Source organism: Nonomuraea sp. NPDC049378 (assembly GCF_055586745.1).
Genome location: NZ_JBVJHP010000037.1, coordinates 13,806 through 36,479 on the forward strand (window position 1 = coordinate 13,806; position 22,674 = coordinate 36,479).

Genomic DNA, 22,674 nt, shown 5'->3' on the forward strand with positions numbered 1-22,674 from the left:
CTTGAGCATCCTGGCGTCGTCAGGGCCGAGTCTGTCCGTGGCCGTGCCAAAGTGGGTCTGGCCCACTTTCCGTGATCGGCGTTCTGTCAAGATCACGATCGTGTTGAGTCGGGTGTGGGCCGGTGCTGGTACCGGGACGCTGCAACCTGAAGTGACAACCTCTGGAGGGCTCGCGTCGGTGGCCTTTCGCATGGGTGAATGCGCGGGAGTGAGGACGTATCGCTAACTACTGAGTGCCACCGCTGCCACGCAGTCCACGGCGTTGATGGCTGCTGGCGGGTCCTTATGCGCGTCGTGTGTGTAGCCGTTGTAGGACGGCCTGGGTTTCGGGGGAGAGGGCGACGCCGAGGGTGTTGAGGCGGGCGTCGAGGTGGCGGGCGCGTTGGCGGGCTTCGTCGGCGCGGCCGAGATCGATGAGGAGGCGGATGATGGAGCGGGTGGCGCTTTCCATGTCGGGGTCGAGGGCGCAGGCTTGGTCGTAGATTTCCAGGGCTCGTTCGTTGTGGCCTGCGCGTTCGTGGAGGGTGCCGAGTTGGAGGAGGGCTTTGACGCTGGCGATGGTGAGTGGCCAGCGGTGGTCCTGGTCGAGCCAGTCGTAACGTAGGCCCTGGCCGAGTTGTCCGTGGCATAGGGCTGCGGCGGTTTCGAGGGCGGCGCGTTTCGCGTGCTCGTCAGTGGCGGTGCGGGCGTCGGCGAGGGCCTGGTGGAAGGTCCACAGGTCGATGTGGGTGTGCTGGGGTTCGATGCGGTAGGTCTTGCCGCTGCGTTCGATGAAGTGGGCCTTCTTGTCGTCCGGAGGGCATGCGTCGCGCAGGGCGGTGCGCAGGTCCTTGAGGGCGGCGTGGAAGCGGTAGCCGGCCAGGGTTTCCTCGAGGTCGGGCCAGAGGTGGTCGCAGATCTGTTCGCGGCTCAGTCCCTTGGGGTGGAGGGCGAGGAGGACGAGAAGTTCGAGTGCCTTGGTTCGCCGGGACAGGTCCACGGGGGTGCCGTGTACGTCGATGGCGGGTTCGCCAAGGAGCGTGACCCGTACTGGCTGCGGTGTTGTGGACGGCTCGGGGACGGGGAGGTCGGCTGGGTGTTCGGGGTGGTCGACGGGCATGCCGTTGCCGGTGGCGAGCGTGTGGAGCAGCGAGGTCGCCGCCCCTGGCGGTAGGTGGAAGAGCGTCGCGTCGCGGAGTTCTGCGGCCATGGGGCCGGTCGCTGCGGTGATGCGGTGGTTCTGGTTGAGCTCGCAGGTGGTTCCTGATGGGGCGTGGCCGGTCAGTACGGAGCCGACTCCGAGGCTGGATGCCATGGTCAGGAGGTTGTCGAGGTACGGGTGGCCGTCGGGGCAGGACGCGGCCAGCAGCAGCGCGGGCAAGGGCTCGCCGGGTTCGGTTTGGCGGAGCTGATGGATGTCGTCGGCCTCATAGTCCTGGAGAAGGCCGCGGCGGCCGACAAGCTGCTCTTCGAGGTGGGTGAGGGCCTCGTCGAGGGTGGCGGTCAGCCGGAGTTCGGGTAGGTGGGCGGTCAGGGTGGTGATGGTGTCGCCGAACCAGCGTTCGGCGTCCTGGGTGGGGACGAGGACGCTGGCGCGGTAGGCGTCGGCCTGGGTGAGCAGGTCGAGGACGATGGCTCGGACGCAGTCGTCGGCTCCCGGGCCGGTGAGGGCCAGGTTCAGCCCTGACAGGGGCAGGCGCATGGGCTTGTCGTCGCGGGTTCCGGCTTTGAGCATGACGGGTGGGTCTATCTCGAAGGCTGAGCTGACCAGGTCAGCATCGGCTGGTGATGCCGCCTCTGGTCGGGTGCTTCGGTACGCCTGTTCCAGTGCCCGTACGGCTGAAGGCTGGGGCTCGGGGGCGGGGACGCTGATGGGCTCGTCGATGGCCGGAGTGGTCAGGCGGCGTCTGCGGTGGAGCCGGGTGGCGGCGAGTGCGACGGCGATGCCGGCGGCGAAGGAGAGCGCCATCAGCCCGCCCTGGGGCAGGACGACCACCTCGGAAGAGGTCGCTTCCGCGTTGGGCTTCGCGGGTGCCGCCAGAGGGCGTGGCGAGGAGAAGGCCTCGGTGGTAGGCGCGGTCTCGCTGCGGGAGGGCTGGTGGGGCGCTGGCTCGGCGATGAGACGCGACGAGGAGGCCCAGAAGTGTGGCGGCTCGTTCGTGGGGTCTTGGTGGTGCGGCTTGGTGGTGGGCCGGGAGAGGGTACGGCGCAGGACCGGCTTCGCTCTGCTGGTGTCGCGCCCCTGTTTGGGCAGGACGAGACGCCATCCTGGTTCCAGCACGTCGGGATCGGTCAGCCGCGTCCCGCCAGGCTGTGGGCGGCCCTTGTTGAGCTTGAAGATCTTCTTGTAGTGGCTGCCTTTTCCGAGGTGCTGTTTGGAGATGCCCACAGCGTCTCGCCGGAAGCGACGGTATGCGTCCGTACGCGCTCGGGTCTTTTGGCGTCGGCGGGTAGGCGCAGGGTGCTGCCCGGTTCGAGCCACTCGCCGCGGGTGAAGGGGCGGCCGTCGTTCATGGTGCGGCCCTGGTTCAGGGCGACGATGTCGCGGTAGCGCATCGGGTCGCCGAGCTGCTTTTCGGCGATGGTCCACAGGGTGTCCCGCTGCTGGACGACGTAGGTCACGTAGGGCTTCTCGGTTCCGCTTCTGGCCGGTTCGGCGGTCGCAGCGCGTTCGGGCAGTTCGGTGGAGGTGGCGGCGACCGCTGCGGCTGGGATCAGGGCGCGGGGTGCGGCGATGGGGGCGGTCGCGGCCACGGTGATGGTGGTGATCAGGTACGCGGCCAGTCGTTGGAAGGGCAGGCGTACGTGGCTGCGCCGGGCACGGACCGTTCCCACCAGCTCCACCGACACCGCGAGGGCGAACAGCGCCCAGCAGGTCCACACGGTGGCCAGCAGCAAGGTCTTGATGACGACGGGCTCGCCCGGCGTGGCCAGGTCATCGAGCGTGGGCAGGTCGACAGGCCAGAAGAAGATCAGCAGGATGGCGGGGATCCCGGCCAGCAGGGCGATGAGTGCCGTGCTGGCGGCGGTTCTGGCGAGTAGTGGATGACGCAGCCCGTACATCGTCATGGTTGTCCTCGTTCGATGCCGTGGAACATCCGCGCGGCGGCGGAGGCTGTGGCGGCAACGGTGTCGATGCCGATCAGGGAGAGCAGGAAGGTGGGCCGGGACACGGTGACGGTGACGCGGACCTGGTTGCCGGTCGTTGTGACGGTGCCGGTGTGGCCGGCGGCGGACAGGTAGGCGCGGGCCGCGGCGGAAGCTCGGGTGGGGTCGGTTTCGAACCGGCCGCTGGCGTAGGCGCGTGCGGTGTTCAGCTGTCCGGCTCCAGCGCGGGCGGCTTCCTCGGCTGCGGCGTACGCCTCCCGGTAGGCGCGGATCTTGGCGCCGCCGTCCACCATGAGGCCCGCGCACAGCAGCAGTGCGAACGCGATCACCGCGGTGAACACCGTGACCGATCCTCGCTCGCCGTTCACGGCTGGTCTCCGCGGGCCCGGTAGGGGTCGATCGGGCTGGTGAAGCGGCTGGTGAGGCTCTTGGTGCCGGGGATTCCCGGTACGGCGAGGTCGGCCAGCTGCACCTCGCAGGAGACCTGGGCGACCACGGTCGCGGGCCTGCCGAGCGGGGCGGACAGGCCGGTGGTGTTCACGGTCACCGACGGCGTGCAGGCCAGCCCTTCGCGGGCGAGCGCCGCCCGTGCGCTGCTCAAGGCGGCTGATCGCGCGGTCGCCGGGTCGCGGGCGATGGAGGCCTGACGGGCGGCGTCCCGGGCGGCGGCTTCGATGGCGCTGTGGGCGAAGGAGACGCGGCCCAGCCCGATGACCATCACCAGCAGCGCGATCAGTGCCGGTGCGATGATGGCCATCTCCAGGGCGATGGACCCGCGCTCGTGGGTCATCCGGTGGTCCATTTCTCGATGGGGGCGCGGGCGACCTGGGTCACGGGGAGCGTGAGCAGGGGGACCAGGCTGATGGCCTGGCCGCTGACCGACACTTCGAGGGTGTCCGTGTCGCGGGTGATGGCGACGTCGGGGTGGGTGAGGAAGGAGCCGCCGGCCTGGCGGATGAAGCGTTCGGCGCTCACCTGCCCTGCCGCCAGGGTGGAGCCGTGGGCGCGGCCGGCGCGTAGTCCTTCCTGGGCGGCGGCCATGGCGAGGGTTCTGGCGTGGAACCACAGCGCGGTGTTCATGGTGAGCATGACGAGCAGGAGCACCGCCGGATAGACCAGGGCGGCCTCCAGCGTTGCCGATCCGCGCTCGCGTTCGCTCATTTGATCTTGGCGAGCTGTTCGTTGACGACGGAGGTGATCTTCGTGCCGACGGTGATGGCCAGCAGGAAGACCACGGCCGCGATGATCACCCATTCGACGGTCGACGCGCCGCGTTCGGGGTCCAGGCCGCGTCGTACGGCACAGCGGTTGATCAGCAGCTCCAGCCGTACGGCGATCGCGAGCGCGCGGTTACGGATCATCGGTCGGATACCTCCGGGTGAGCGGTCAGCCGCCGGTCATCCGCGCGAAGGCGGGATAGCCGAGCAGCAGCAGGAACCCGAGGACCGACAGGGCCATCGGGACGGTCATGGTCTCGGTACGGGACCGGGCCTTGGATACCTCGGCCGACAGGTCCGCCTCGCGCAGGGACTGGGCCTTGGCCGTCAGGGTGTCGAGGATGCTTGCTCCTCGGGTGCCGGCGAGCTGGGCGATGGCGGCCATGTCCGCCAACTCCGGGACGTCGACCTCCTCAGACAGCCGGGTGAGTTCGTCCCACGCGCTGCCGGTGCCTCTCCGCCCGGGGTCCAGGGCCTGGGCCAGCCGCTGGAAGGTCCACCCGTGGCCGACCTTCGCCGCGGACTCCAGCGCCTCGGCCGGCCCCGCCCCGGCGGCGCGGGCGAGCGCGACCAGGTCGAGGTAGGCGACGATGGCCTGCCGGAACGCCGTGCGCGCCTCGGCGGCCTGGCCACGGATGGCGGCGTCAGGGGCGAAGAACACGGCGACGCCGAACGCCAGGCACGCTGCCCAGGAGACGGGCCAGGGCAGGACGACATCGAGCAGCGCGCACCACGCCCAGAACACGAACGGACCGGCCGCCCCCAAGGCGATCATCAACGCCTTCTGGGCGAGGTAGTCGTGGGGCGTCTTGCCGAGCAGGGCCAGATCCGCGTGCGGCACCCGCGCGCCGATCATCGTCCCGGACAGTCTCGTGACCAGGCGGGATTTCCAGTCCTGGGCGGGTTCGGCCCGTGCGCCCGGCCGCAGGCGTTCCATCGCGGGGGCGAGCGCCGGAGGGGCCGGGAAGGCGGTGGACAGCGCGAGAGCGGCTCCGAGGCCCCCGACCGCGCCGCAGGCCAGCACGATCTCGATCATGTACGCTCCCCTGCGGCGTTGAGGAAACGGTGCCCCTTCGGCGCTCTGGCCAGGCGGTGCAGCCAGGCGAACGCGCCCGCGTACAGACCGATCACGATCGCGAGCACCAGCTGCCCGCCGACCGTGCTGAACGGCGCCACGTAGGTGGTGTTGAGCAGGGCGAAGGTCGTGTAACCGAGGAGCGCGCCGACGACCCAGCGGGCGGTGACGCGGTGGGTGGCGCGTTCGGCGTTGATCTCCCGGCGGGCGGCGACGTCCTTGGCGACTGTACGGGCCAGGCGCTGCAACACCTCGCGCAGCCCTTGACCGCGAGCCCGGCAGGCCAGGATCAGCGCGGCGGCGATCATGTCGCCGGTCGGGTCGGCCAGATCGTCGGCGAACGCCCGCAGCGCCTGCTCGGTGGGGGTGCGATAAGTGAGCCGCCGGGCCAAAGCTCGCACCTCGGCGGCGATCGGCGCGGGTGGGTGGTCGGCGCTGGAACGCAGCGCTTCTTCGATGCCCGCGCTGCCGCCGAGTACGTCGGCCAGGTGGCGGATCCAGGCCTCCAGCGCTTCGAGCCGCTCGATCCGCTGGATGGTGTCGCGGCTGGTCAGCATGCGCGGCAGGGCCACCGCGCCGGCCGCGGCCCCGGCGGCGGCGACCGGCCAGCCGGTCAGCCACCACGTCACGCAGAACGCGCCCAGCCCGTACGCCAACGGCATGACCGCGGACCGGGGTATCCGGCGCCGCGGCGGGCGCGGCGGACGTACCGGAACCCGGAGCGACCCGGCGGCGGCCAGCAGCGGCCCGGCGACCAGCGCCGCTCCGGCGAGCGCGGCCAGCCAGCCCGTCACGCCCACCCTCCCGCGAACAGGTTGGCGTCGAAACCGGCCGCGACCAGCTCGTCCATGCACTGTGGGATGGTGTTCGGCACCGCCCGTCCGTCCCGGCCCGGGACGTAGACGCGGTTGACCGCCGGCTCCAGCCCGTCGGCCGGTGGCAGGACCTCGTGGATCTCGGCGACGTAGCGGCGGTTGACCAGGCCGCCGGGGCCATGGCGGAGTTCGTGCCGCAGATGGACCACGAAGTCCACGGCCATGCCGATGGTGCGGAACAGGGTCTCCGGCGCGATCGACAGGCCGCCTGAGCCAGCGAGGATCAGCATCCGCGAGAACACCTGGTCGGCGGAGTCGGCGTGCATGGTGCAGATGGAGCCGGCGCCGCCGGTGTTCATCGCCTCCAGCATCGGGACCAGCTCGTCCCCGCGGACCTCGCCGACGATGATGCGGCGGGCGTTGAAGCGCAGGGCGTCCTCGATCAGCTGGTGCAGGGTGATCGCGCCGAAGCCCTCGGTGTTGCCCTCGCGGGCCTCCAGCGCGAGCACGTCGCGGTGCCGGTCGGGCTGGGCGTGGAGGAAGAGCTCGTACTCCTTCTCGACGGTCGCGATCCGCTCGTCCGGGTCGATCTCGGCTGCCAGGGCGCGGGCGAAGGTGGTCTTGCCGTCGCCCATCCCGCCGGTGATCACGATGTCCTTGTGGGCGCGTACGGCGGCGGCCAGGAAGGCCCGGCAGCCCTTGTCCAGGGTGTCGGACGCCATGAGGTCGTCCAGGTCGGCGTGGAGCATGCCGTGCCTGCGGATCGACAGGCACGGGCGGGGCGTGACGCCCATGATCGCGGCAATCCGGGTTCGCCCGACCGACAGGTGCAGGCGCGGACGTGCGATGGAGAAGTCCCGAGCGGTCTGGCCCTGGTAGGCGGCCCAGCGGCGGACATTGCCCACGAGTTCTTCGTCGCTGTGGGCGATGGCCGGGCCGGGCACCTTGCGGCCGTCGGAGTAGGTTATCCACACCTGGTCGCAGCCGTTGACGTCGATGTTCTCCACGTCAGGGTCGTCGACGAACGGTTGCAGCCGTCCCAACGCGAAGATCTCGTTGTGCACGGCCTCGGCCAGCAGCCGCTCCTCCGACAGGGTGGGCGCGCTCCTGCCGGCGAGGGTCCGGCCATCGGTGTACTCGCGGACCAGGTCGATGATGACCGCCCGCGCGTACTCCCGGACCGCCTCGTCCCCGGTGACCGCCGCGTTGTCGAGCGCCTCGGTCACCTGCGGCACGAGCTCCCGCACGGCTCGCTGCACGTCGAAGCTCACGATGCCGGCACCTGTTCGCCCAGCTTGGTCCCGAGCGATCGCGCGGCCCGTAGGAGCAGGGATCGCGACAGGTGACGCTCGCTGCCCGTGCCGTGCGTCAGGATCGCCGCCGCCTTCGGATCACGCGGAAGGTGGCCCACCACGTCGATGTCCAGTGTCTTGGACACTTCCCTGCGCCCGTAGGGACCGTCACCGGTCAGCAGCACGCGCGGGCTCGGCCGATGGCCTCGTGCCGCCGTGATCGTGGCGAGGCGGGGAGCGAGCGCGGACAGGTCCCGCAGCGTCGGCCGGGCGACGACGAGGACATGATCCGCGGCTGCAAGCAGAGGAACAGGTGTCTCCGCACCGCCGATGCGCCCGAGGTCGACGATCACATTCCCCGACATGGTGGCGAAGGTCTCGGCGATGTCCCGCCACAGCGGCTGAACCGCCGACACCTGGGAAGGGCTCGCCAGACCCGGCAGGATCCGGCGGTTGTCTGGACCGTTGAGCTGCAGCACCTGTTCGGCGAGCGTGGCCGTCGTATCGGCGCCGCGCCGCAGCTGCACCGCCCACTCGCCCAGCCCGCGATCCTGCAGCTGGCCGGCCAGGAAGCCCGACAGGACGCTCCCACCGGCCGGGTCGCACTCGGCGAACAGCACGGTACGCGGCCAGGCGAGGGTCAACGCCAGCCCGGCCGTCGTCACGCCGGGGCTGTGCCCGCCGGAACACAGGACGATCAGCATGGACGCGCTCACCCGGCCCGCGACTGCAACACGATCGCGACGGTGCCCTCGGCCGCCTGGCGGGCCAGCGCCGTACCGGCTGCGGCCGGGACGATCAGATCGACCACGACCAGCCCGTCGGCGTCCGGCTGCCCCACCCGATCCACCCTGGCCTGATGGTCCTGCGCCGGCCCACGGCCCACCTCGCCCGAGGACACCGCAGTGGTCACGACGCGGTCACCGGGCTCTATTCCTCGGGCCGGCAGTCTGCTGGGCTTCAACGCCACCGGCACCACGACCTCACCCGGCCCCGGCACCAAGGTCTCGGTCACGTGGGCGGGGGAGAGCAGGCTGCCCGCCTTCAGATCCACCGCGGCGCGCTTTCCGATCAGGGGGCTCTTGCCTGTCGCGTCGACGGACTGGACGGCCGCGTCCACGCCGAGCGCGACCGTGCGCAGGTCCTGCGCCTGGATCTGCTGGCCGACCGGCACATCACGCGCCATGACCAGCACCGGCACCCGCTGGCTGGCGACCCCGTACACCTGCCAGGCTCCCAGCGCTCCCAGAGCGGTCAGCGCGACGCCGACCACGAGCATCATCGGGCTGCGCCGGCTCGGCAACGGACGCAACTGGCCCGCCTCCCTGGGCGGCGAGAGCCGCTGAAGCAGCATCAACCTCTATCCCTTCGTGACCAGCGCCTGCGCCTCGACGATGCGCACTGGGAACGTGACCGACCTGGTGATCGCCGGCAGCGCGCCACCCGCACCGCCGGAACCGCGCCACGTGCCACCCCAGGTGACCGACACGGTCACGCGGCGTGCGTTCGCCGGACGCTGGAAACGGTACGAGCAGGTGGAGCTCTGGCGCGCGGCGGGCCGGCTGGGGTCGTAGGCGGTTCCCGGACCGTTGCAGGTGAAGGTGTGGCCCTCTCCCGTGTCGATGGTCATCCGCTGCGGCCTCGCCGTGGCTTCGGCCCAGACTCCGCCGGTACGTAGCCGCTTGGTCCTGGCCGTCCACTGTCCCTCGGCCAGGTAGAACCAGTGCGGGAGCCCCACCAGCCCGTCCCGTCCGCGTGGCGGAGCCGTGAGCACCTGCGGCGGCGCGATCGGGATGCGCTTGTACGCCCGCTGGGCAAGCTGCTCGGCGATGACGGCCGGGGCACGCTTGTTCTCGATCCAGACGATCTTCCGGGACCCGTTGGAGCATTTGACTTCGTACCAGGCGCCCTTCTTCACCGGCTCGGTGCTGAAGGGCTTGTCGGGGTCGGCGTACTCGCGGCCCACCTTCTGGAGACCGTGCGCGTACCACCATCGCTGGTAGGAGCACGTGACCTTCGGCTTGCCGGCGCGAGCGGCAGGTGCTCTGCGGGGCTTGTCCTGAGCCCAGATGGTGTAGTTGAAAGGCTGCGTTGCCACGCCGACACCATCTCCGTCGTCGTGCGTGACAGGCAGGCCCATGAGTTCGCCGCCGACGACGATGAAGGTCATGAGGTTGGCGAACATGGCTCGGTCAGCTGCGTCATCTTCGCGACCCGCCACACGCCGTCCGCCTCCTTGGTGAGGGCGGCGACCATGTAGGTGTGGGGCATGCCATGGGTGAGGCGCTTCCCCGTTCGGTCGTCCGCTTGGCCGGCTTTCCGAGCGTCCTGGCAGTCGCGCAGCAGAGCCCCGTCATCTCGGATGTCGACTTCGAAGATGTGGAAGTCGGGCTGCCCCCAGGTGACCCGGTCCTTGGCGCGCAGTGCGGCGATGCCCTTCAACATCGTGCCGAGAAAGGGCTGGGTCGCGACTGGCTTGAGAATCGCCCTGCGCTCCTCGGGCTGGGCGCGTTCGGCAAGCGGTCCGGCTCGGTACACCTCGCGGTACACGGCCATGATGGCTTCCTTGTCCGTGGTGGGGCTGGGAGTCGGCGTGGTTGGAGCAGCCGAGTGCTTGGCTGCAAGGGTCGGGCCCGGGTGCTGCTCGCCGGACTGGCAGCCGGCGACGCCGCCTACTGCGGTGACGATCAGCGCCGCCACCGGCATGACTTGCCGTGATCTTGAGATACCGACCCGCACCTACCAGAATCCTCACTCAGAGAAGCCGATCCACTACCTATGGTTGCCGGATCAGGGTAGCCGCCGTCCTCCGGCCGCTGACGGCCCAGTCAGCTGATCATTACGTGATATTTATCCACTGGCTCGCGCTATGGCTGCTGGTGTGGACGCTCAACGTTCACGAACTGCTGCTGGCCTGGTGATGACAGCTTGTAGGCAGTTGGTGGTCAGGTGGGCACGAGGAGCGTGGTCAGTAGGTCGTCGAGACTGACGATGCCTACGACTGCACCCCTGGCGGAGCTGTCGTTGGCGCGCCCGACAAGACCGGTGGGTTCGGCTGGGGTGCCGTCTGCGGCGTGGACGAGGGCGAGTTGGCTGTGGGCTGCCCGCAGCCAGGAGACCGCCTGGGCGATCGAGGTGTCGTGGGTCAAGGCGGGCAGCGGGTGGGCGAGCTGGGCGGCGGTCACGGTGGCGCCGCGGCGGCGCGCCAGGTAGGCGTCTCGCACGTGCACGACGCCTGCGGGGTCGGTGAGGGGACCGGCGATCAGGCGGGAGCGTTGGGCGTGCAGGCAGGCGTCGACGACCTGCTGCGGGGTGGCGGAAACGGGTACGGTGACGACCTGCTCGGCCGGGGTGATCAGGGGGGTGATGGGGGCGTTCGGTGCTTGGAGGGCTTGGGTGAGCACGGCGTGGTCGTCGGCCTCGATGAGGCCGAGCCGGCGTGACTCCTCCACCAGGTGTTGGAGCTGGGCGGGGGTGCGCGGGTTGGCGCCCTCCTCCCTGGGCCGGACCTTGACCAGGCGCAGCAGGCCGTTGGTCATACAGTTCAGCGCGCGGATCAGGGGCCGGACCAGCAGGGTGAAGCCGCGGAACGGCAGCGCCAGGAGAGTAGCCGAGCGTTCGGGGTGGGCGATCGCCCAGGATTTGGGTGCCATCTCGCCGAGCACCATGTGCAGGAACGTCACCAGCGCCAGCGCGATGACGAAGGCGAGTGTGTGTGCGACGGCCTCGTGCAGGCCGATGGTGTGGAAGAGCGGGGTGAGTGTGCCGGCGATCAGCGGCTCAGAGACCACGCCGAGGCCGAGCGAGCACAGTGTAATGCCGAGCTGCGCGCCAGCCAGCATCAGCGATAGCTCCTTGATCCCGGCCAGCGCGGCGAAGGCGGCCCGGCTACCGCCGGCGGCGGCCCTTTCCAGGCGGTGGCGTTTGGCGGCGACCAGGGCGAACTCGGCGGCCACGAAGAAGCCGTTGCCCACCAGCAGGAGCAGGGTCAGGATCAGGCCGGTCGACAGGTTCACGGCTGCTCCCGGGTGTTGTCGCGGTAGGGGGTCAGGCGGACGCGTTCGGGCACGTGCCGGTTGAGGGTCAGCACCTCGATGCGGGCGTGTGTAGGCGCCTCGTCGTCCAGCGTGGCGGGCAGATCCACGGTGATCGTGTCGCCAGGGGCGGCGAAGCGTCCGAGCCGGTGCAAAATGAGCCCGGCCAGGGTGTCGTACTCGTCTTCATCGGGCAGGTTGAGGTCGGTTTCCAGGGCGATCTCGTCGATGCGCAGCCCGGCGTCCAACTCCCAGCCGCCATCCCGGCGTACCGCGGAAGGTTCCTCGACGTCGTTTTCGTCGGCGATCTCGCCCACCAGTTCCTCGGCCACGTCCTCCCAGGTGAGCAGTCCGGCCAGGCCGCCGTGCTCGTCGACCACGCACGCCACCTCCTCGCCGCGCTCGTGCAGCTGGCGCGCCAGGTCGGGCAGCGGCAGGGAGAACGGAACGATGAGCACGTCGTGGGCGATGTCCGCGACGCGGGTCTCGGCGGCCTTGTCCGGTGGGACGGCAGCGGCCTCGCGCAGGCTCACCAGGCCGATCACGTCGTCGAGGGTGGCGCCGAGCACCGGGTAGTGGGTGTGGCCGTGGCCGGCGATGAGCTCGTCCAGGTCGGCCACGGTGGCTGTGGCGCTGATGGCTACGACCTCGACGCGCGGCACCATGACCTCCTCGGCGGTGTGGTCGGAGAAGTTCAGGGCGCGCTCCAGAACGTCGGCCTGACTGCCGGGAAGGTGACCATGTGCCTCGGACTCGCCGATGATCTGGCCTAGCTCCTCCAAGGTGGCGCCGTGGTGCAGTTCTTCGACCGGCTCGATGCCCACGCTGCGCAAGAGCTTGTTGGCCGCGGTGTCGAACAGCTTGATGATCGGCCCGGCGACGGTCAGGTAGATGAGAGTGGAGCCGGCCAGGGCACGGGCGAGTGGTTCGGGCTTGGCCAGGGCGAGGTTCTTGGGGGCCAGCTCGCCGAGCACCATCTGGATGATCGTGGCCAGGGCGAAGCCGATCGTCAGGGCGACGGCGCCGACCATGCCTTCGGGCATGCCCAGCCCAGTCAACGCGGGGGCGATCAGCTCGGCCAGCGCAGGCCGGGCGATGAAGCCAACCACCAGGGCGGTGACGGTGATGCCGAGCTGCGCGCCGGACAGCATGAACGACAGCCGCTCCATCACCTCGATGGCCTTGGCCGCCTTCTTGTCGCCGGCGGCGGCCCGGGTGGACAGCGTCAGGCGGTCGGCACTGACGTAGGCGAACTCTTGGGCGACGAAGTAGCCGGTGGCTGCCGTGAGGACGAAGACAGCCAGCAGCCCGAGCACCGCGCTCATCGCGTGGGCTCCTCGCGTCGAAGATCTGTCTCGGTCGGTACGAACACCGAGCTGACCGACCACCGGGGCGTGCTCCCATATACCAGCACCGGCAGCCCCGCCTTTCCCGTATTCGCTGTCGTGGCCGTTACTGTTCGGCAGTCGTACTCACTGCCCTCGCGCTGGCCGATCATCCCGCCTGACCTGTCGCCGGCACACCCCTGACGCGTCCGCCCGCTGCCAGGACGAGGTGCCGGTGGGATCGGCATCTCAGCCCTGTGCTTGGAGCAGGTGTGGGCCGCCGCCATAGCGATCATCATCCATCCACCTCACCACGTAGCGGAACATCCCAAGTCGGCTACCGAGAGTGACCTCGGGGTATGTCCCATCAAGGGGGAACTTTCATGATCATTAACCGGGCTCGTCAAGAGCGCCTGGGACACGTCGTGTTCATCGCGGCGGCCGCGGCGATCGGCGGATTTCTGTTCGGGTACGACAGCGCCGTCGTCAACGGCGCGGTCGTCGGTATCCAGAACCACTTCCGGGTGGGACCGGTCGAGACCGGGGTCGTGGTGGCGATCGCGCTGCTGGGGTCGGCCGCGGGCGCCTGGACGGGCGGAAGGCTGGCCGACCAGCTGGGGCGCACGAGGTCCATGCAGGTGGCGGCGCTGCTGTTCATGATCAGCTCGATCGGGCAGATGCTGCCGTTCACGGTCTGGGATCTCGGCTTCTGGCGGGTGATTGCGGGCTTCGCGATCGGCATGGCGTCGATGCTCGCACCCGCGTACATCGCCGAGGTGGCGCCGCCCGCCTACCGCGGCCGGCTGGGCTCGTTCCAGCAGCTGGCCATCGTGCTCGGCATCGCCGTCTCACAGCTCGTCAACTACGTGATCGCCAGCATCGCCGGCGGCAACGTCAACAACCACCTGGGGCCGCTGCAGGCCTGGCAGTGGATGCTGGGTGCCTGCGCGATCCCAGCCTTGCTGTATCTGCTGCTCGCTCTGAAACTCCCCGAATCGCCCCGCTATCTGATCATGTCGGGCCGCGTTCGGCAGGTGCGCGAGGTGCTGACCGAGATCGAGGGTGAAGACGTGGACCTCGACGAGCGTATCGCGGAGATCCAGCACGTGGTGCGCACCGAACGCGTGCCGGGGATGAAGGACCTGCGCGGCCCGGCGCTCGGGCTGCTGCCGATCGTCTGGATCGGCATCGCTCTGTCGGCCTTCCAGCAGTTCGTCGGCATCAACGTGATCTTCTACTACTCGACCGTACTGTGGCAGTCGGTCGGCATCAACCAGAGCGAGTCCCTGCTGATCAGCTTCTCCAGCTCGATCATCAATATCATCGGCACGCTGATCGCGATGGCGCTGGTGGACAAGATCGGCCGCAAGCCACTGCTCATGATCGGCTCGGTGGGGATGACGATCGCGCTGGCCACCACGGCGTGGGCGTTCAGCGCGGCCAGGATGACCGACGGCAGGGTTACGCTGCCGGACCCGCAGGGGCTGATCGCGCTCGTCTCCGCCAACACGTTCGTGCTGTTCTTCGCACTGTCGTGGGGCGTGGTGGTCTGGGTGCTGCTCGGCGAGATGTTCCCCAACCGCATCCGCGCCGCAGCCCTGGGCGTCGCCGCCGCGGCCCAGTGGCTCGCCAACTGGCTGATCTCGGTCTCGTTCCCGGCGCTCGCGGAGTGGAATCTTCCGCTCACCTACGCCGGGTACGCCGTCATGGCGCTGCTGTCGTTCCTCTTCGTCGCCAGATGGATCAGGGAGACAAAGGGCCGCAAGCTCGAGGAAATGGGCTGACCCGCTCAGTACGGCCGCGGTGTCCCGCCGGCGCGGGACACCGCGAGGTCTGGGTGTGACGACTGAGGACCTCGTCCCAGGCGTGACGGGCGGGGACGACCCGAGCTCGTTTGCGGTTCGTGGATCAGCGCCACCACATGTCGCACGAGACCCGTGTTGCGCCTGCTGGACGGCAGAAGGTTAGCGTCGCCGACGTGACGTTAGCCGGGCCGCTTGTTCACGGGCGCGTGGGGGGATGGCCTCACGATGTGGCCCGTCGTCGGGATCGACCTCATGTCGCAGCTGGACGCAGTCGTGGAGCAGCGCGCCGTACAACGTCCAGAGAGGTGAACGCGGATCGATCTCTGCCATCTGCTTGCGGGCAGCGCGTTCGAGACGCTCGCCTTCCGCTATGGTGGCGCGCAGGTGGACCAGGTCCTCGCCGCTGCCAGGGGCGACCAGCAGGTGCTCGAAACAGGCGTAGGCCTTCCCGATCACATCCAGCAGGTCGGCGAAGACCTGGGGAAAATTGCCGGTCTCGCGCTGTCCTGGCAGGCCGAGAACCCCGGCAGCCAGGTCGGCAAGGGCACGGGCGACGCCGCGCAGTTGATGGCAGGCGTGCTCCAGGCATAGGACAGCCTGCATGATGCGGCGCAGGCGCCGGCGGGTTCGCGCCCGACGTAGGGTGAAACGCAGGGACTCATTGGCTCGTTCGGCGCTTTCGTGGGCCGAACGCAGCCTGATGGACAGGCGCCTGGCGCGGGCCAGCCATTTCTGCGCCTGGTGCGCGGTCCAGGACTGCCTGACGCCTTCCGCCAGGTCGGAGCAAAGGTCTGCGAGATCATCGGCCAAGTCGGCCATGTCCTTGGCGGCCCGGCCCACGTGACGGGGCGGGATCATCAGTATGAGCGTGGCTCCGACGACCGCGCCGATGACAATGTCGAGCAGCCGCGCCATGCCGTACTCGCGGCCCAGAGTGAATACGAGAAGGGCGGTGATGGGCGCCTGTGTGTTCTGCCAGGGTATGCCGACGGTTCTGCTGACCACCAGCGCGACCGCGACCAGGACGACCATGGTGGCGGCGTTGGCGCCGAACACCTGCACGAAGCCGATGGCAGCCGCCAGTCCGACCAGCACCGCGATGGTCTGCTGGATGGCCTGGACCACGGTGCTGTAGGCGGTCGCCGTCACCGACAGCAACACGCCGGTGGGAGCGAGCACCGGCTGAGGTGAGCCGATCAGTTCGGTGGAGATCCACCAAGCCACCAGGCAGCCGACGGTGACCGTCACCGTCGGCATCAGCAACTGCCTCTCGCGCCGCACCCAGCGGCGTAGCCCACGCCGCCGCCATCGACCCGAGCCCGGAACTCGGTCAATCCACCGGTGCAGCCATCGCCTCGCGGCGGAAAATGCCATCCCCGCACCCCCAGCCGTGGCGCCCCGCCTGGCGGCTTCCGGGTCGTCTTTTACCTCCTACCGTGAGGCTGCCCTTGTCGGGTAGCGGGCGCTCCGTTCCCGAGCAGCATTTTGCCCTCACCAGGCCTTCGAAGACCCGGGCGCCTCGTTGCTGTCTTACCGTGCCGCCATCCCGCAGCCAACCGCACCCTTGCCCCCTTGGCCGATGCACGGGGCAGGTCGCCGATCTCCATGGTGGACTTCGCGGTGGCGTCGGGCAGTATGAGCGGCCCCCGTACCCCGTGAGACTCGTCAAGGAGATCGGCATGACCATCGCCTCGTACACCGTGACCGACCCCGTCGCTGGGCATGGGGAGGGGCCCGGCTGGTCTGGCCGGTGGGGCGGGTTGCTGTGGGTCGACATACTGGCCGGCGACTTGCTGATGCTCGACCCGACGGCAACGTACGCCACCGCCGTGTGGCAAAGGTCGCCGTCGTCGTACGGCCGCGCGTGTCGGGAGGCTACGTGGTGGCGGCCCGAACGCGAGCTGCTGCTGGCCGACTTCGATTACGCTCGCTCGGCGAGGCGTGGACCGACCCTGCGATCACACCACCTCGGCGAGGGACGTAAACCGCGCCGAGCAGCTGGAGGCGGGCCTCTTCGCCGCCGACCCCGGTGTGCCGGGTCGCCCGATCCTGCCGACAACACTCTGACCGGGTGCTCTAGCGTCCTGGCCCAACACGACAAACGGCAGGCTATCCCGAAGCCGTCGAAGCCGCCCGCGCGTAGTGCGCTGACCTGCAAGCCACGCGATGTCGGGCGGCGGCCACAGCGGAAGTCTGCCTGAACTCAGCCGGCGCTGATCCTGCGGCGGAAGACCCAGTACGTCCAGCTCTGGTAGAGCAGCACCAGCGGCAGGAAGATCACTGCAACCCAGGTCATGATGCCGAGCGTCTTCGGCGTCGCTGCGGCGTTCTCGACGTTCGGCTGTGGGCCGGGTCGATCGTCGACGGCAGGACGTTGGGATAGAGAACCGCGAACAAAGTGATCACGGTCACGCCGACGGCGACAGCCGACAGCAGGAACGCCCAGCCTTGACGATCTTTGGCCAGGGCGCCGAGCGCTGAGGCGAAGGAGAGGACGGCGAAGGCGACCAGGAACACCGTGCCGAGCTTGCCGCCCTCGACCTGCGTCCATACCAGGAAGACTGCCAACAGCACGGCTGCGGCCACGCCCGCGCGGCGCGCGACCGCGGCCGCACGCCGGCTGAGTTCCCCGGTGGTCTTCAACGCCAGGAACACGGCGCCGTGCGTGGCGAACAGCGTCAGCGTCGTCAGTCCGCCGACCAGCGCGTAGGGGTTGAGCAGGTCCCCCAACGTGCCGACGTACTCGTGACGGTCGTCAAGCGGCACGCCCCGCACGATGTTCGCGAACGCGACCCCCCACAGCAGCGCGGGCACGAACGAGCCCGCCACGATGCCCACGTCCCACCGCCGTCGCCACGCTGTCGAATCCCGCTTGCCGCGATACTCGAAGGCCACCCCGCGTACGATCAACGCCAGCAGGATCAGCAGCAGTGGCAGGTAGAACCCGCTGAACAGCGAGGCGTACCACTCGGGAAACGCGGCGAACGTGGCGCCTCCCGCGGTGATCAGCCACACCTCGTTACCGTCCCACACGGGGCCGATCGTCTCGATCATGGTCCCGCGTTCCCTCTTGTTCCTGGCCACGACGGGCAGCAGCATGCCGACGCCGAAGTCGAACCCTTCGAGAACGAAATAGCCGATCCACAGGATGGTGATCGCCACGAACCAGACGTCGGTGAGCTCCACTGGCCCATTCCCTCTCCTAGTAGGCGAACGACGTCTCGTCGCCGCCGCTTGGTTCTGGGCCGTCGGCGGGCGGAGGAGCGGCTCTGCCGTACTTGATCATGAGGCCGACCTCCACCACGGCCAACGCTCCATACAAGAGGGTCAAGGCGATGAGCGAGATGAGCACGGTGCCCGCTCCGACGCTGGGCGAGACGCCGGTGGCGGTCTTCATCTGGCCGAAGACGATCCATGGCTGCCTGGCCATCTCGGTGAAGATCCACCCGAAGCTGTGCGCGAGGAAGGGCAGCACGACGGACCAGACGGCGGCTCTCCAGATCCAGCCCCTGCCCCGGACGCGCCCTCCTCGGGTCAGCCAGAGCAAGACGAAGGCCACCAGCGCGGCAAGCATGCCGAACCCGATCATGAGCCGGAAGCCCCAGTAGGCGACGGGGATGTAGGGACGGTAGTCTCCGGGGCCGAACCTGCGCTCGTACGCCGCCTGGATGTCGTTGATGCCCTCGACCTTGCCGTCGAAGGAACCGGTGGCCAGTTGTGACAGCAGGCCCGGGATCTCCAGCGAGTAGATCGGCTTGGTGCCGTCGAGCGTTCCGATGGTGAACAGGGAGAACGGCGCGGGCTGCCGAGTCTCGTAGAGCGCCTCCGCGGCGGCCATCTTCATCGGCTGGGTCTCGGTCATGATCTTGCCGAGGATGTCGCCGGAGACGAGGGTGCCGAGAGCGCCCACCAGCACCGCGAGCGCGCCCAGCCGCAGGGATGGACGGAACACGTCTAGATCCCTCTTTCTGGCCAGGTGCCAGGAGGAGATGGCCATGAGGATCACCCCGCCGGCCAGCCAGCAGCCCAGGACGGTGTGCGGGAAGGTGGCCAGCAGGACCTTGTTGGTCAGCACTTGCCCGAAGTCGACGAGCTCGGCCCGCCCGTTGAGCTTGAATCCCACCGGCCACTGCATGAAGGAGTTGGCGGCCAGGATGAAGTAGGCGGACACCATCGTGCCGATCGCGACAATCCAGATGCACGCGAGATGCACCGCCTTGGGCAACCGGTCCCAGCCGAAGATCCACAGACCCAGGAACGTCGACTCCAGGAAGAAAGCGAGCAACGCCTCAAGCGCGAGTGGGGCGCCGAAGACATCGCCGACGAACCGGGAATAGGAGCTCCAGTTCATGCCGAACTGGAACTCCTGCACAATTCCCGTCACCACTCCCATGGCGAAGTTGATCAGGAAGAGCGTGCCCCAGAACTTCGTGGCTCGAAGATAGGCGGGCTTGCCGGTGCGCACCCAGGCCGTGTTCAGGATCGCTACCAGGAGCGACATCCCTATCGTGACGGGCACGAACAGGAAGTGGTACACCGTGGTGATCCCGAACTGCCAGCGCGCAAGGTCCAAGGCTTCCATGTTATTCCCTATATGTGTCGGATCACACACGTTCGGTCGCAAAGCGTTATCGTCATGACCGAGCCCTCCGTCGCGCAGAACCGGCGACCGCCCGTGATGATCCCGGCACCACCAGTCGGTCCATGGTTCCCACCACGGTCAAGCCCAGACCGGGTGGTAGACCGGGCAGGTCGTCGGCAGTGCGTGTGGTCGCCCGGGGCGAGCCTGTCGATGCCCAGCCCACGGGGTCTCCAAGCTGGTGACCTGGCCGCTCTGCCGGCGGCGCTCACTGGCTGACGCTGGTGGCGGCGTGGCGCGGCCCGGCGTATCGCCAGAAGAAGTTGACCAGCACGGTGATCCGGTTGCGCCCGCCCAGCAGGTACGCCACATGGATGAAGATCCATATCAGCCACGCCGGCCACCCACGCATGGTCAATCCGTTGGACAACTGCAACACGGCCTCGGCCCGGCCCACGGTCGCCATGATCCCCGGGTCCCGGTATGCGAACGGTCGCAGCGGCAGCCCCTGAGCCGCCGCCAGGATCTGCTTGCCCACGTGCTCCCCCATCTGGATCGCCGGCTGAGCGAGCTGCGGCATCGGCTTGGGCGGCCCGGCCAGGTCCCCGGCCACGAAGATCTCGGGATGCTCCGGCACGCTCAAAGCCTCGGTAACCCTGATCCTGCCGCCCTTGGTCTGCGGCAGCCCCCATTCCGCCACATAGGCGGGCGCAGTCACGCCGAGCGCCCACACGGTCACGTCGCTCGGCACGTGCGTCCCATCGACGATCCCCACCGCATCCGGTTCCACCGACGCCACTGTGGCCCCCAGCCGCAGCCGCACCCCTCGCTTGCGCAGCGTGGCCGCCGCCGCATTTCGCAGCTGCGGCTTGTACGGCGCCAGCACGAAGTCAAAGCGCTCCACCAACGTCACACTCGTCTGGTCGGGACGAATCTCGGGATGCGTCAGTGGCAGCGTGCGCCGCCGCAGCTCGGCCAGCGTCCCGGCGATCTCGACCCCGGTCGAGCCCCCGCCCACCACCACGACGTGGACGCTGTCGCGCCGACCCGCCACCGCGTCCTCCAGACAGTGCTGGAGCCGCCGCCGCAACGCTGCCGCGTCGTTGAGCGAATAAAGCGGCTGTGCGTTCTCCGGCGCGCCCGGCACGTTGTACCAGTTGGTGGTCACACCGGTGGCCAGCACGAGAAAGTCGTAGTCCAGCGTGCTTCCGTCATCAAACTCCACACGCCGTTTCTCGGGCAGCACCGTGCTCAGCGCACCCCGACGGGCGCGCACGTTCGGCCACTTGGCGGCGTAGGTCCTGACGGGGTATGACACGTCGGACATGCTCATCCCGGCCGTAGCCACCTGGTAGAGCAAGGGCTGGAAGGTCGAGTACGGGTTGTGGTCGATCAGCGTGACCAGCGCACCTGCCTTGGCCAGCGTTCGCGCCGCGGCCAGCCCGGCGAAACCGGCTCCCACGATCACGACGCGGGTTCTTCGTCTCATGACCATCTCCCTGCCCCGTGCCACCCCCTCGGAGGCCCAAAGCATGCCCAGTGTCCGTTGAACCCGAGGGACGCAGGAACCGCGCCTCGTACTACCTGGGCGTATGCGGGACCATTCGCTGGTGCTGTCGACCAGCCTCGTCCAGTACTGTCTCGACGCTCCAGGGTGACCTGTTCGAGATCGTCAGGCATCGACACGGGCTCATCGCTGCCCCAGATCGGCGAGGAGACCGACCGACACCGCGATAACGACGGTGCCGAAAAGGTAGGAAAGCAGGGCGTGCCCGAAGGCGACTTTCCGGATGCGGGTGCTGGCCAGCACATTGTCCGATACTCCGTAAGCCATCCCCACGGTGAACGCCGTGTAGGCGAAGTCGCTATAGCTCGGCGGCTGCTCCTGCCGGAAGTCGATGCCTCCCTCAACTTCGACATAGTACAAGCGTGCGTACTTGAGGGCGAAAACGGTGTTCGTCAAAGTCCAGGACAGGACCACGGTCACCAAACTCAAGATCACCGCGATTGCGGCAACAGGGTCCTGATCGCTGCCCGGGCGGAGGAGGGCCGCCACGACAGCCGCGAGACTGGCCACCGCAGCGATCAGGATGCCCGTGTCGGTGGTGTGCGTCCCACCTTCCTGTTCGGCGATGCGCTTGGTCCCCTCGTGGTCCTGCGACCAGCTGATCAGCCACGCCCACGCCAGGACGAGGGAAACAGCCACATCCCAAGTGACGAAGAAGAACAGTTCAGGGGCGCCGATGAGCGCGACGCCCCCGCCGGCCACGGCACCGAGCAGGACGCACATCAAAACCCGTCGCAAGGAAAGTATCCGCCGTCCGCGACGCTCCCACGCTGCCCTCACCTGCACCAGAGTGTCATAGGACGGGCCGACGCCACCCCTTTTGACGTGCGAGTCCAGCGCACGCTCGCCGTCGCTGACCTCGCTCTCGCCCTTCCGACACCGGGAAATTACCCGTCGGCCTCGAGCGCAGCCAGATCAGCGGCGGTAACCGGCCATGGCCTCCAACCGTGCGATCCGGTCGGCGATCGGTGGGTGGGTGGAGAAGAGCCTCCCGATGCCCCCGCCACGGAACGGGTTGGCGATCATGAGATGCGAGGTCGAGGAGAGCCGGCCGGTCTCCGGCAGCGGCAGTTGCCGGGTGCCCGCATCGATCTTCCGTAGCGCGCTGCCCAGCCCGATCGGGTCACGGGTCAGCCGGGCACCGGACTCGTCGGCCTGATACTCCCGCGCCCGGGAGATGGCCATCTGAATCATCGCGGCCGCCACCGGCCCGAGGACCATCATCAGGAGGGTCCCGAGGAAGCCGGGACCCTCGTCATCGTCTCCCCCGCCAAAGAACCCGGCCATGTATGCCAGATAGGTGACCATCGTGGCCAGAGCTCCCGCAACGGAGGAGATCAGGATGTCGCGGTTGTAGACGTGCGACAGTTCGTGCCCGAGGACCGCACGCAGCTCGCGTCCGCTCAGCAACTGGGTGATTCCATGAGTCACGCAGACCGCAGCATGACGCGGATTGCGCCCGGTGGCGAACGCGTTCGGCTGCAGGATCGGCGAAACGTACAGCCGGGGCATGGGCTGGCGCGCCTCCTCCGACAGTTCGCGGACCGTCTGGTGCAGCGCGGGCCAGTCACCGGGGCCGACAGGCTGTGCATGCATCGCCGACAGTGCGATCTTGTCGGAGAAGAAGTAGGCGACGCCGTTGCTGACGAGCGCGACCAGGACGGCGATCTGGATTCCGGTGCTGCCGCCGAGCCACCACCCCACCAGGATGATCAGCGCAGACAGGGCGCCGAGCAGCGCCGCGGTACGCAGGCCGTTGTGACGCATGGCGTCCTCCTTTCTCGAACACACCTCCTACTCATCACGCTCGAGCCCATCCTCCCCGTGGGGTGGGCCAGGCCTACCTGTGCGGAGCAGCCGCGATCCGATCGCGTGGCG

At 68.8% G+C, this 22,674-nt stretch carries 23 protein-coding genes; 1 reads left to right on the forward strand and 22 read right to left on the reverse strand.

All coding sequences use genetic code 11. The features are described from left to right. Positions 1-283: 283 nt before the first annotated feature. The 15 genes from ACZ6SA_RS46390 to ACZ6SA_RS46460 form a co-directional block, all read right to left on the reverse strand. Positions 284-2,368, reverse strand: coding sequence for a BTAD domain-containing putative transcriptional regulator (locus ACZ6SA_RS46390; RefSeq protein WP_465835650.1), 2,085 nt, complete (start codon positions 2,366-2,368; stop codon positions 284-286). Further along, the gene (locus tag ACZ6SA_RS46395) at positions 2,272-3,048 is read right to left on the reverse strand and encodes a LysM peptidoglycan-binding domain-containing protein (RefSeq protein WP_465835652.1); all 777 of its coding nucleotides are present in this window, start codon (positions 3,046-3,048) and stop codon (positions 2,272-2,274) included. Before ACZ6SA_RS46395 ends, ACZ6SA_RS46390 begins: the two co-directional genes overlap by 97 nt. After that, complete coding sequence (locus ACZ6SA_RS46400) at positions 3,045-3,455, reverse strand: pilus assembly protein TadG-related protein (RefSeq protein ID WP_465835654.1); 411 nt, start codon at positions 3,453-3,455, stop codon at positions 3,045-3,047. Before ACZ6SA_RS46400 ends, ACZ6SA_RS46395 begins: the two co-directional genes overlap by 4 nt. Continuing rightward, a complete protein-coding gene (locus ACZ6SA_RS46405) occupies positions 3,452-3,877 on the reverse strand; it encodes a TadE family protein (RefSeq protein WP_465835656.1) in 426 nt (141 codons plus the stop codon). The genes ACZ6SA_RS46400 and ACZ6SA_RS46405 overlap by 4 nt, the downstream gene beginning before the upstream one ends. After that, positions 3,874-4,248 (reverse strand): TadE family protein, encoded by a 375-nt coding sequence (locus ACZ6SA_RS46410; RefSeq protein ID WP_465835658.1) that lies wholly within the window; start codon positions 4,246-4,248, stop codon positions 3,874-3,876. Before ACZ6SA_RS46410 ends, ACZ6SA_RS46405 begins: the two co-directional genes overlap by 4 nt. Further along, entirely contained in the window at positions 4,245-4,448 is a 204-nt protein-coding gene (locus ACZ6SA_RS46415; RefSeq protein WP_138198581.1) for a hypothetical protein, read from the reverse strand. Before ACZ6SA_RS46415 ends, ACZ6SA_RS46410 begins: the two co-directional genes overlap by 4 nt. 25 nt (positions 4,449-4,473) lie before the next feature. Further along, complete coding sequence (locus tag ACZ6SA_RS46420) at positions 4,474-5,340, reverse strand: type II secretion system F family protein (RefSeq protein ID WP_465835661.1); 867 nt, start codon at positions 5,338-5,340, stop codon at positions 4,474-4,476. Then, on the reverse strand, positions 5,337-6,173 hold the full coding sequence (locus tag ACZ6SA_RS46425; RefSeq protein ID WP_465835662.1) for a type II secretion system F family protein: 837 nt from the start codon (positions 6,171-6,173) through the stop codon (positions 5,337-5,339). The genes ACZ6SA_RS46420 and ACZ6SA_RS46425 overlap by 4 nt, the downstream gene beginning before the upstream one ends. Beyond that, positions 6,170-7,465 carry a CpaF family protein gene (locus tag ACZ6SA_RS46430; RefSeq protein ID WP_465835664.1) on the reverse strand — a complete coding sequence of 432 codons (1,296 nt, stop codon included), beginning with the start codon at positions 7,463-7,465 and terminating at the stop codon, positions 6,170-6,172. The genes ACZ6SA_RS46425 and ACZ6SA_RS46430 overlap by 4 nt, the downstream gene beginning before the upstream one ends. Further along, positions 7,462-8,190 (reverse strand): hypothetical protein, encoded by a 729-nt coding sequence (locus tag ACZ6SA_RS46435; protein WP_465835666.1) that lies wholly within the window; start codon positions 8,188-8,190, stop codon positions 7,462-7,464. Before ACZ6SA_RS46435 ends, ACZ6SA_RS46430 begins: the two co-directional genes overlap by 4 nt. Before the next feature lie 8 nt (positions 8,191-8,198). After that, complete coding sequence (locus ACZ6SA_RS46440) at positions 8,199-8,840, reverse strand: SAF domain-containing protein (protein WP_465835668.1); 642 nt, start codon at positions 8,838-8,840, stop codon at positions 8,199-8,201. Between the two features lie 6 nt (positions 8,841-8,846). Further along, on the reverse strand, positions 8,847-9,584 hold the full coding sequence (locus ACZ6SA_RS46445; RefSeq protein ID WP_465835670.1) for a hypothetical protein: 738 nt from the start codon (positions 9,582-9,584) through the stop codon (positions 8,847-8,849). A 68-nt stretch (positions 9,585-9,652) separates the two neighbouring features. Next, positions 9,653-10,225, reverse strand: coding sequence for a hypothetical protein (locus tag ACZ6SA_RS46450; RefSeq protein ID WP_465835672.1), 573 nt, complete (start codon positions 10,223-10,225; stop codon positions 9,653-9,655). A 206-nt stretch (positions 10,226-10,431) separates the two neighbouring features. Beyond that, entirely contained in the window at positions 10,432-11,502 is a 1,071-nt protein-coding gene (locus tag ACZ6SA_RS46455) for a hemolysin family protein (protein WP_465835674.1), read from the reverse strand. After that, complete coding sequence (locus tag ACZ6SA_RS46460; protein WP_465835676.1) at positions 11,499-12,845, reverse strand: hemolysin family protein; 1,347 nt, start codon at positions 12,843-12,845, stop codon at positions 11,499-11,501. Before ACZ6SA_RS46460 ends, ACZ6SA_RS46455 begins: the two co-directional genes overlap by 4 nt. A gap of 383 nt (positions 12,846-13,228) precedes the next feature. Here ACZ6SA_RS46460 and ACZ6SA_RS46465 point away from each other — a divergent pair, with 383 nt between their 5' ends. Beyond that, positions 13,229-14,629 (forward strand): sugar porter family MFS transporter, encoded by a 1,401-nt coding sequence (locus ACZ6SA_RS46465; RefSeq protein WP_465835678.1) that lies wholly within the window; start codon positions 13,229-13,231, stop codon positions 14,627-14,629. Positions 14,630-14,809: 180 nt separating this feature from the next. Here the strand turns inward: ACZ6SA_RS46465 and ACZ6SA_RS46470 are convergent, their stop codons facing one another. From ACZ6SA_RS46470 to htpX, 7 genes are all read right to left on the reverse strand, one after another. Continuing rightward, entirely contained in the window at positions 14,810-15,907 is a 1,098-nt protein-coding gene (locus ACZ6SA_RS46470) for an FUSC family protein (protein WP_347650411.1), read from the reverse strand. A 946-nt stretch (positions 15,908-16,853) separates the two neighbouring features. After that, the gene (locus ACZ6SA_RS46475; protein ID WP_465835680.1) at positions 16,854-16,946 is read right to left on the reverse strand and encodes a hypothetical protein; all 93 of its coding nucleotides are present in this window, start codon (positions 16,944-16,946) and stop codon (positions 16,854-16,856) included. After that, positions 16,943-17,836, reverse strand: a complete 894-nt coding sequence (gene cydB, locus ACZ6SA_RS46480) for a cytochrome d ubiquinol oxidase subunit II (protein WP_465835682.1) — start codon at positions 17,834-17,836, stop codon at positions 16,943-16,945. Before cydB ends, ACZ6SA_RS46475 begins: the two co-directional genes overlap by 4 nt. Before the next feature lie 16 nt (positions 17,837-17,852). Beyond that, positions 17,853-19,232, reverse strand: coding sequence for a cytochrome ubiquinol oxidase subunit I (locus tag ACZ6SA_RS46485; protein WP_347650409.1), 1,380 nt, complete (start codon positions 19,230-19,232; stop codon positions 17,853-17,855). Between the two features lie 265 nt (positions 19,233-19,497). Beyond that, a complete protein-coding gene (locus tag ACZ6SA_RS46490) occupies positions 19,498-20,763 on the reverse strand; it encodes an NAD(P)/FAD-dependent oxidoreductase (RefSeq protein WP_465835684.1) in 1,266 nt (421 codons plus the stop codon). 156 nt (positions 20,764-20,919) lie between these two features. Further along, positions 20,920-21,519, reverse strand: a complete 600-nt coding sequence (locus ACZ6SA_RS46495) for a DUF1345 domain-containing protein (RefSeq protein ID WP_148032305.1) — start codon at positions 21,517-21,519, stop codon at positions 20,920-20,922. 192 nt (positions 21,520-21,711) lie between these two features. Continuing rightward, positions 21,712-22,563, reverse strand: a complete 852-nt coding sequence (htpX, locus tag ACZ6SA_RS46500; protein WP_465835687.1) for a zinc metalloprotease HtpX — start codon at positions 22,561-22,563, stop codon at positions 21,712-21,714. Positions 22,564-22,674 lie beyond the last annotated feature (111 nt).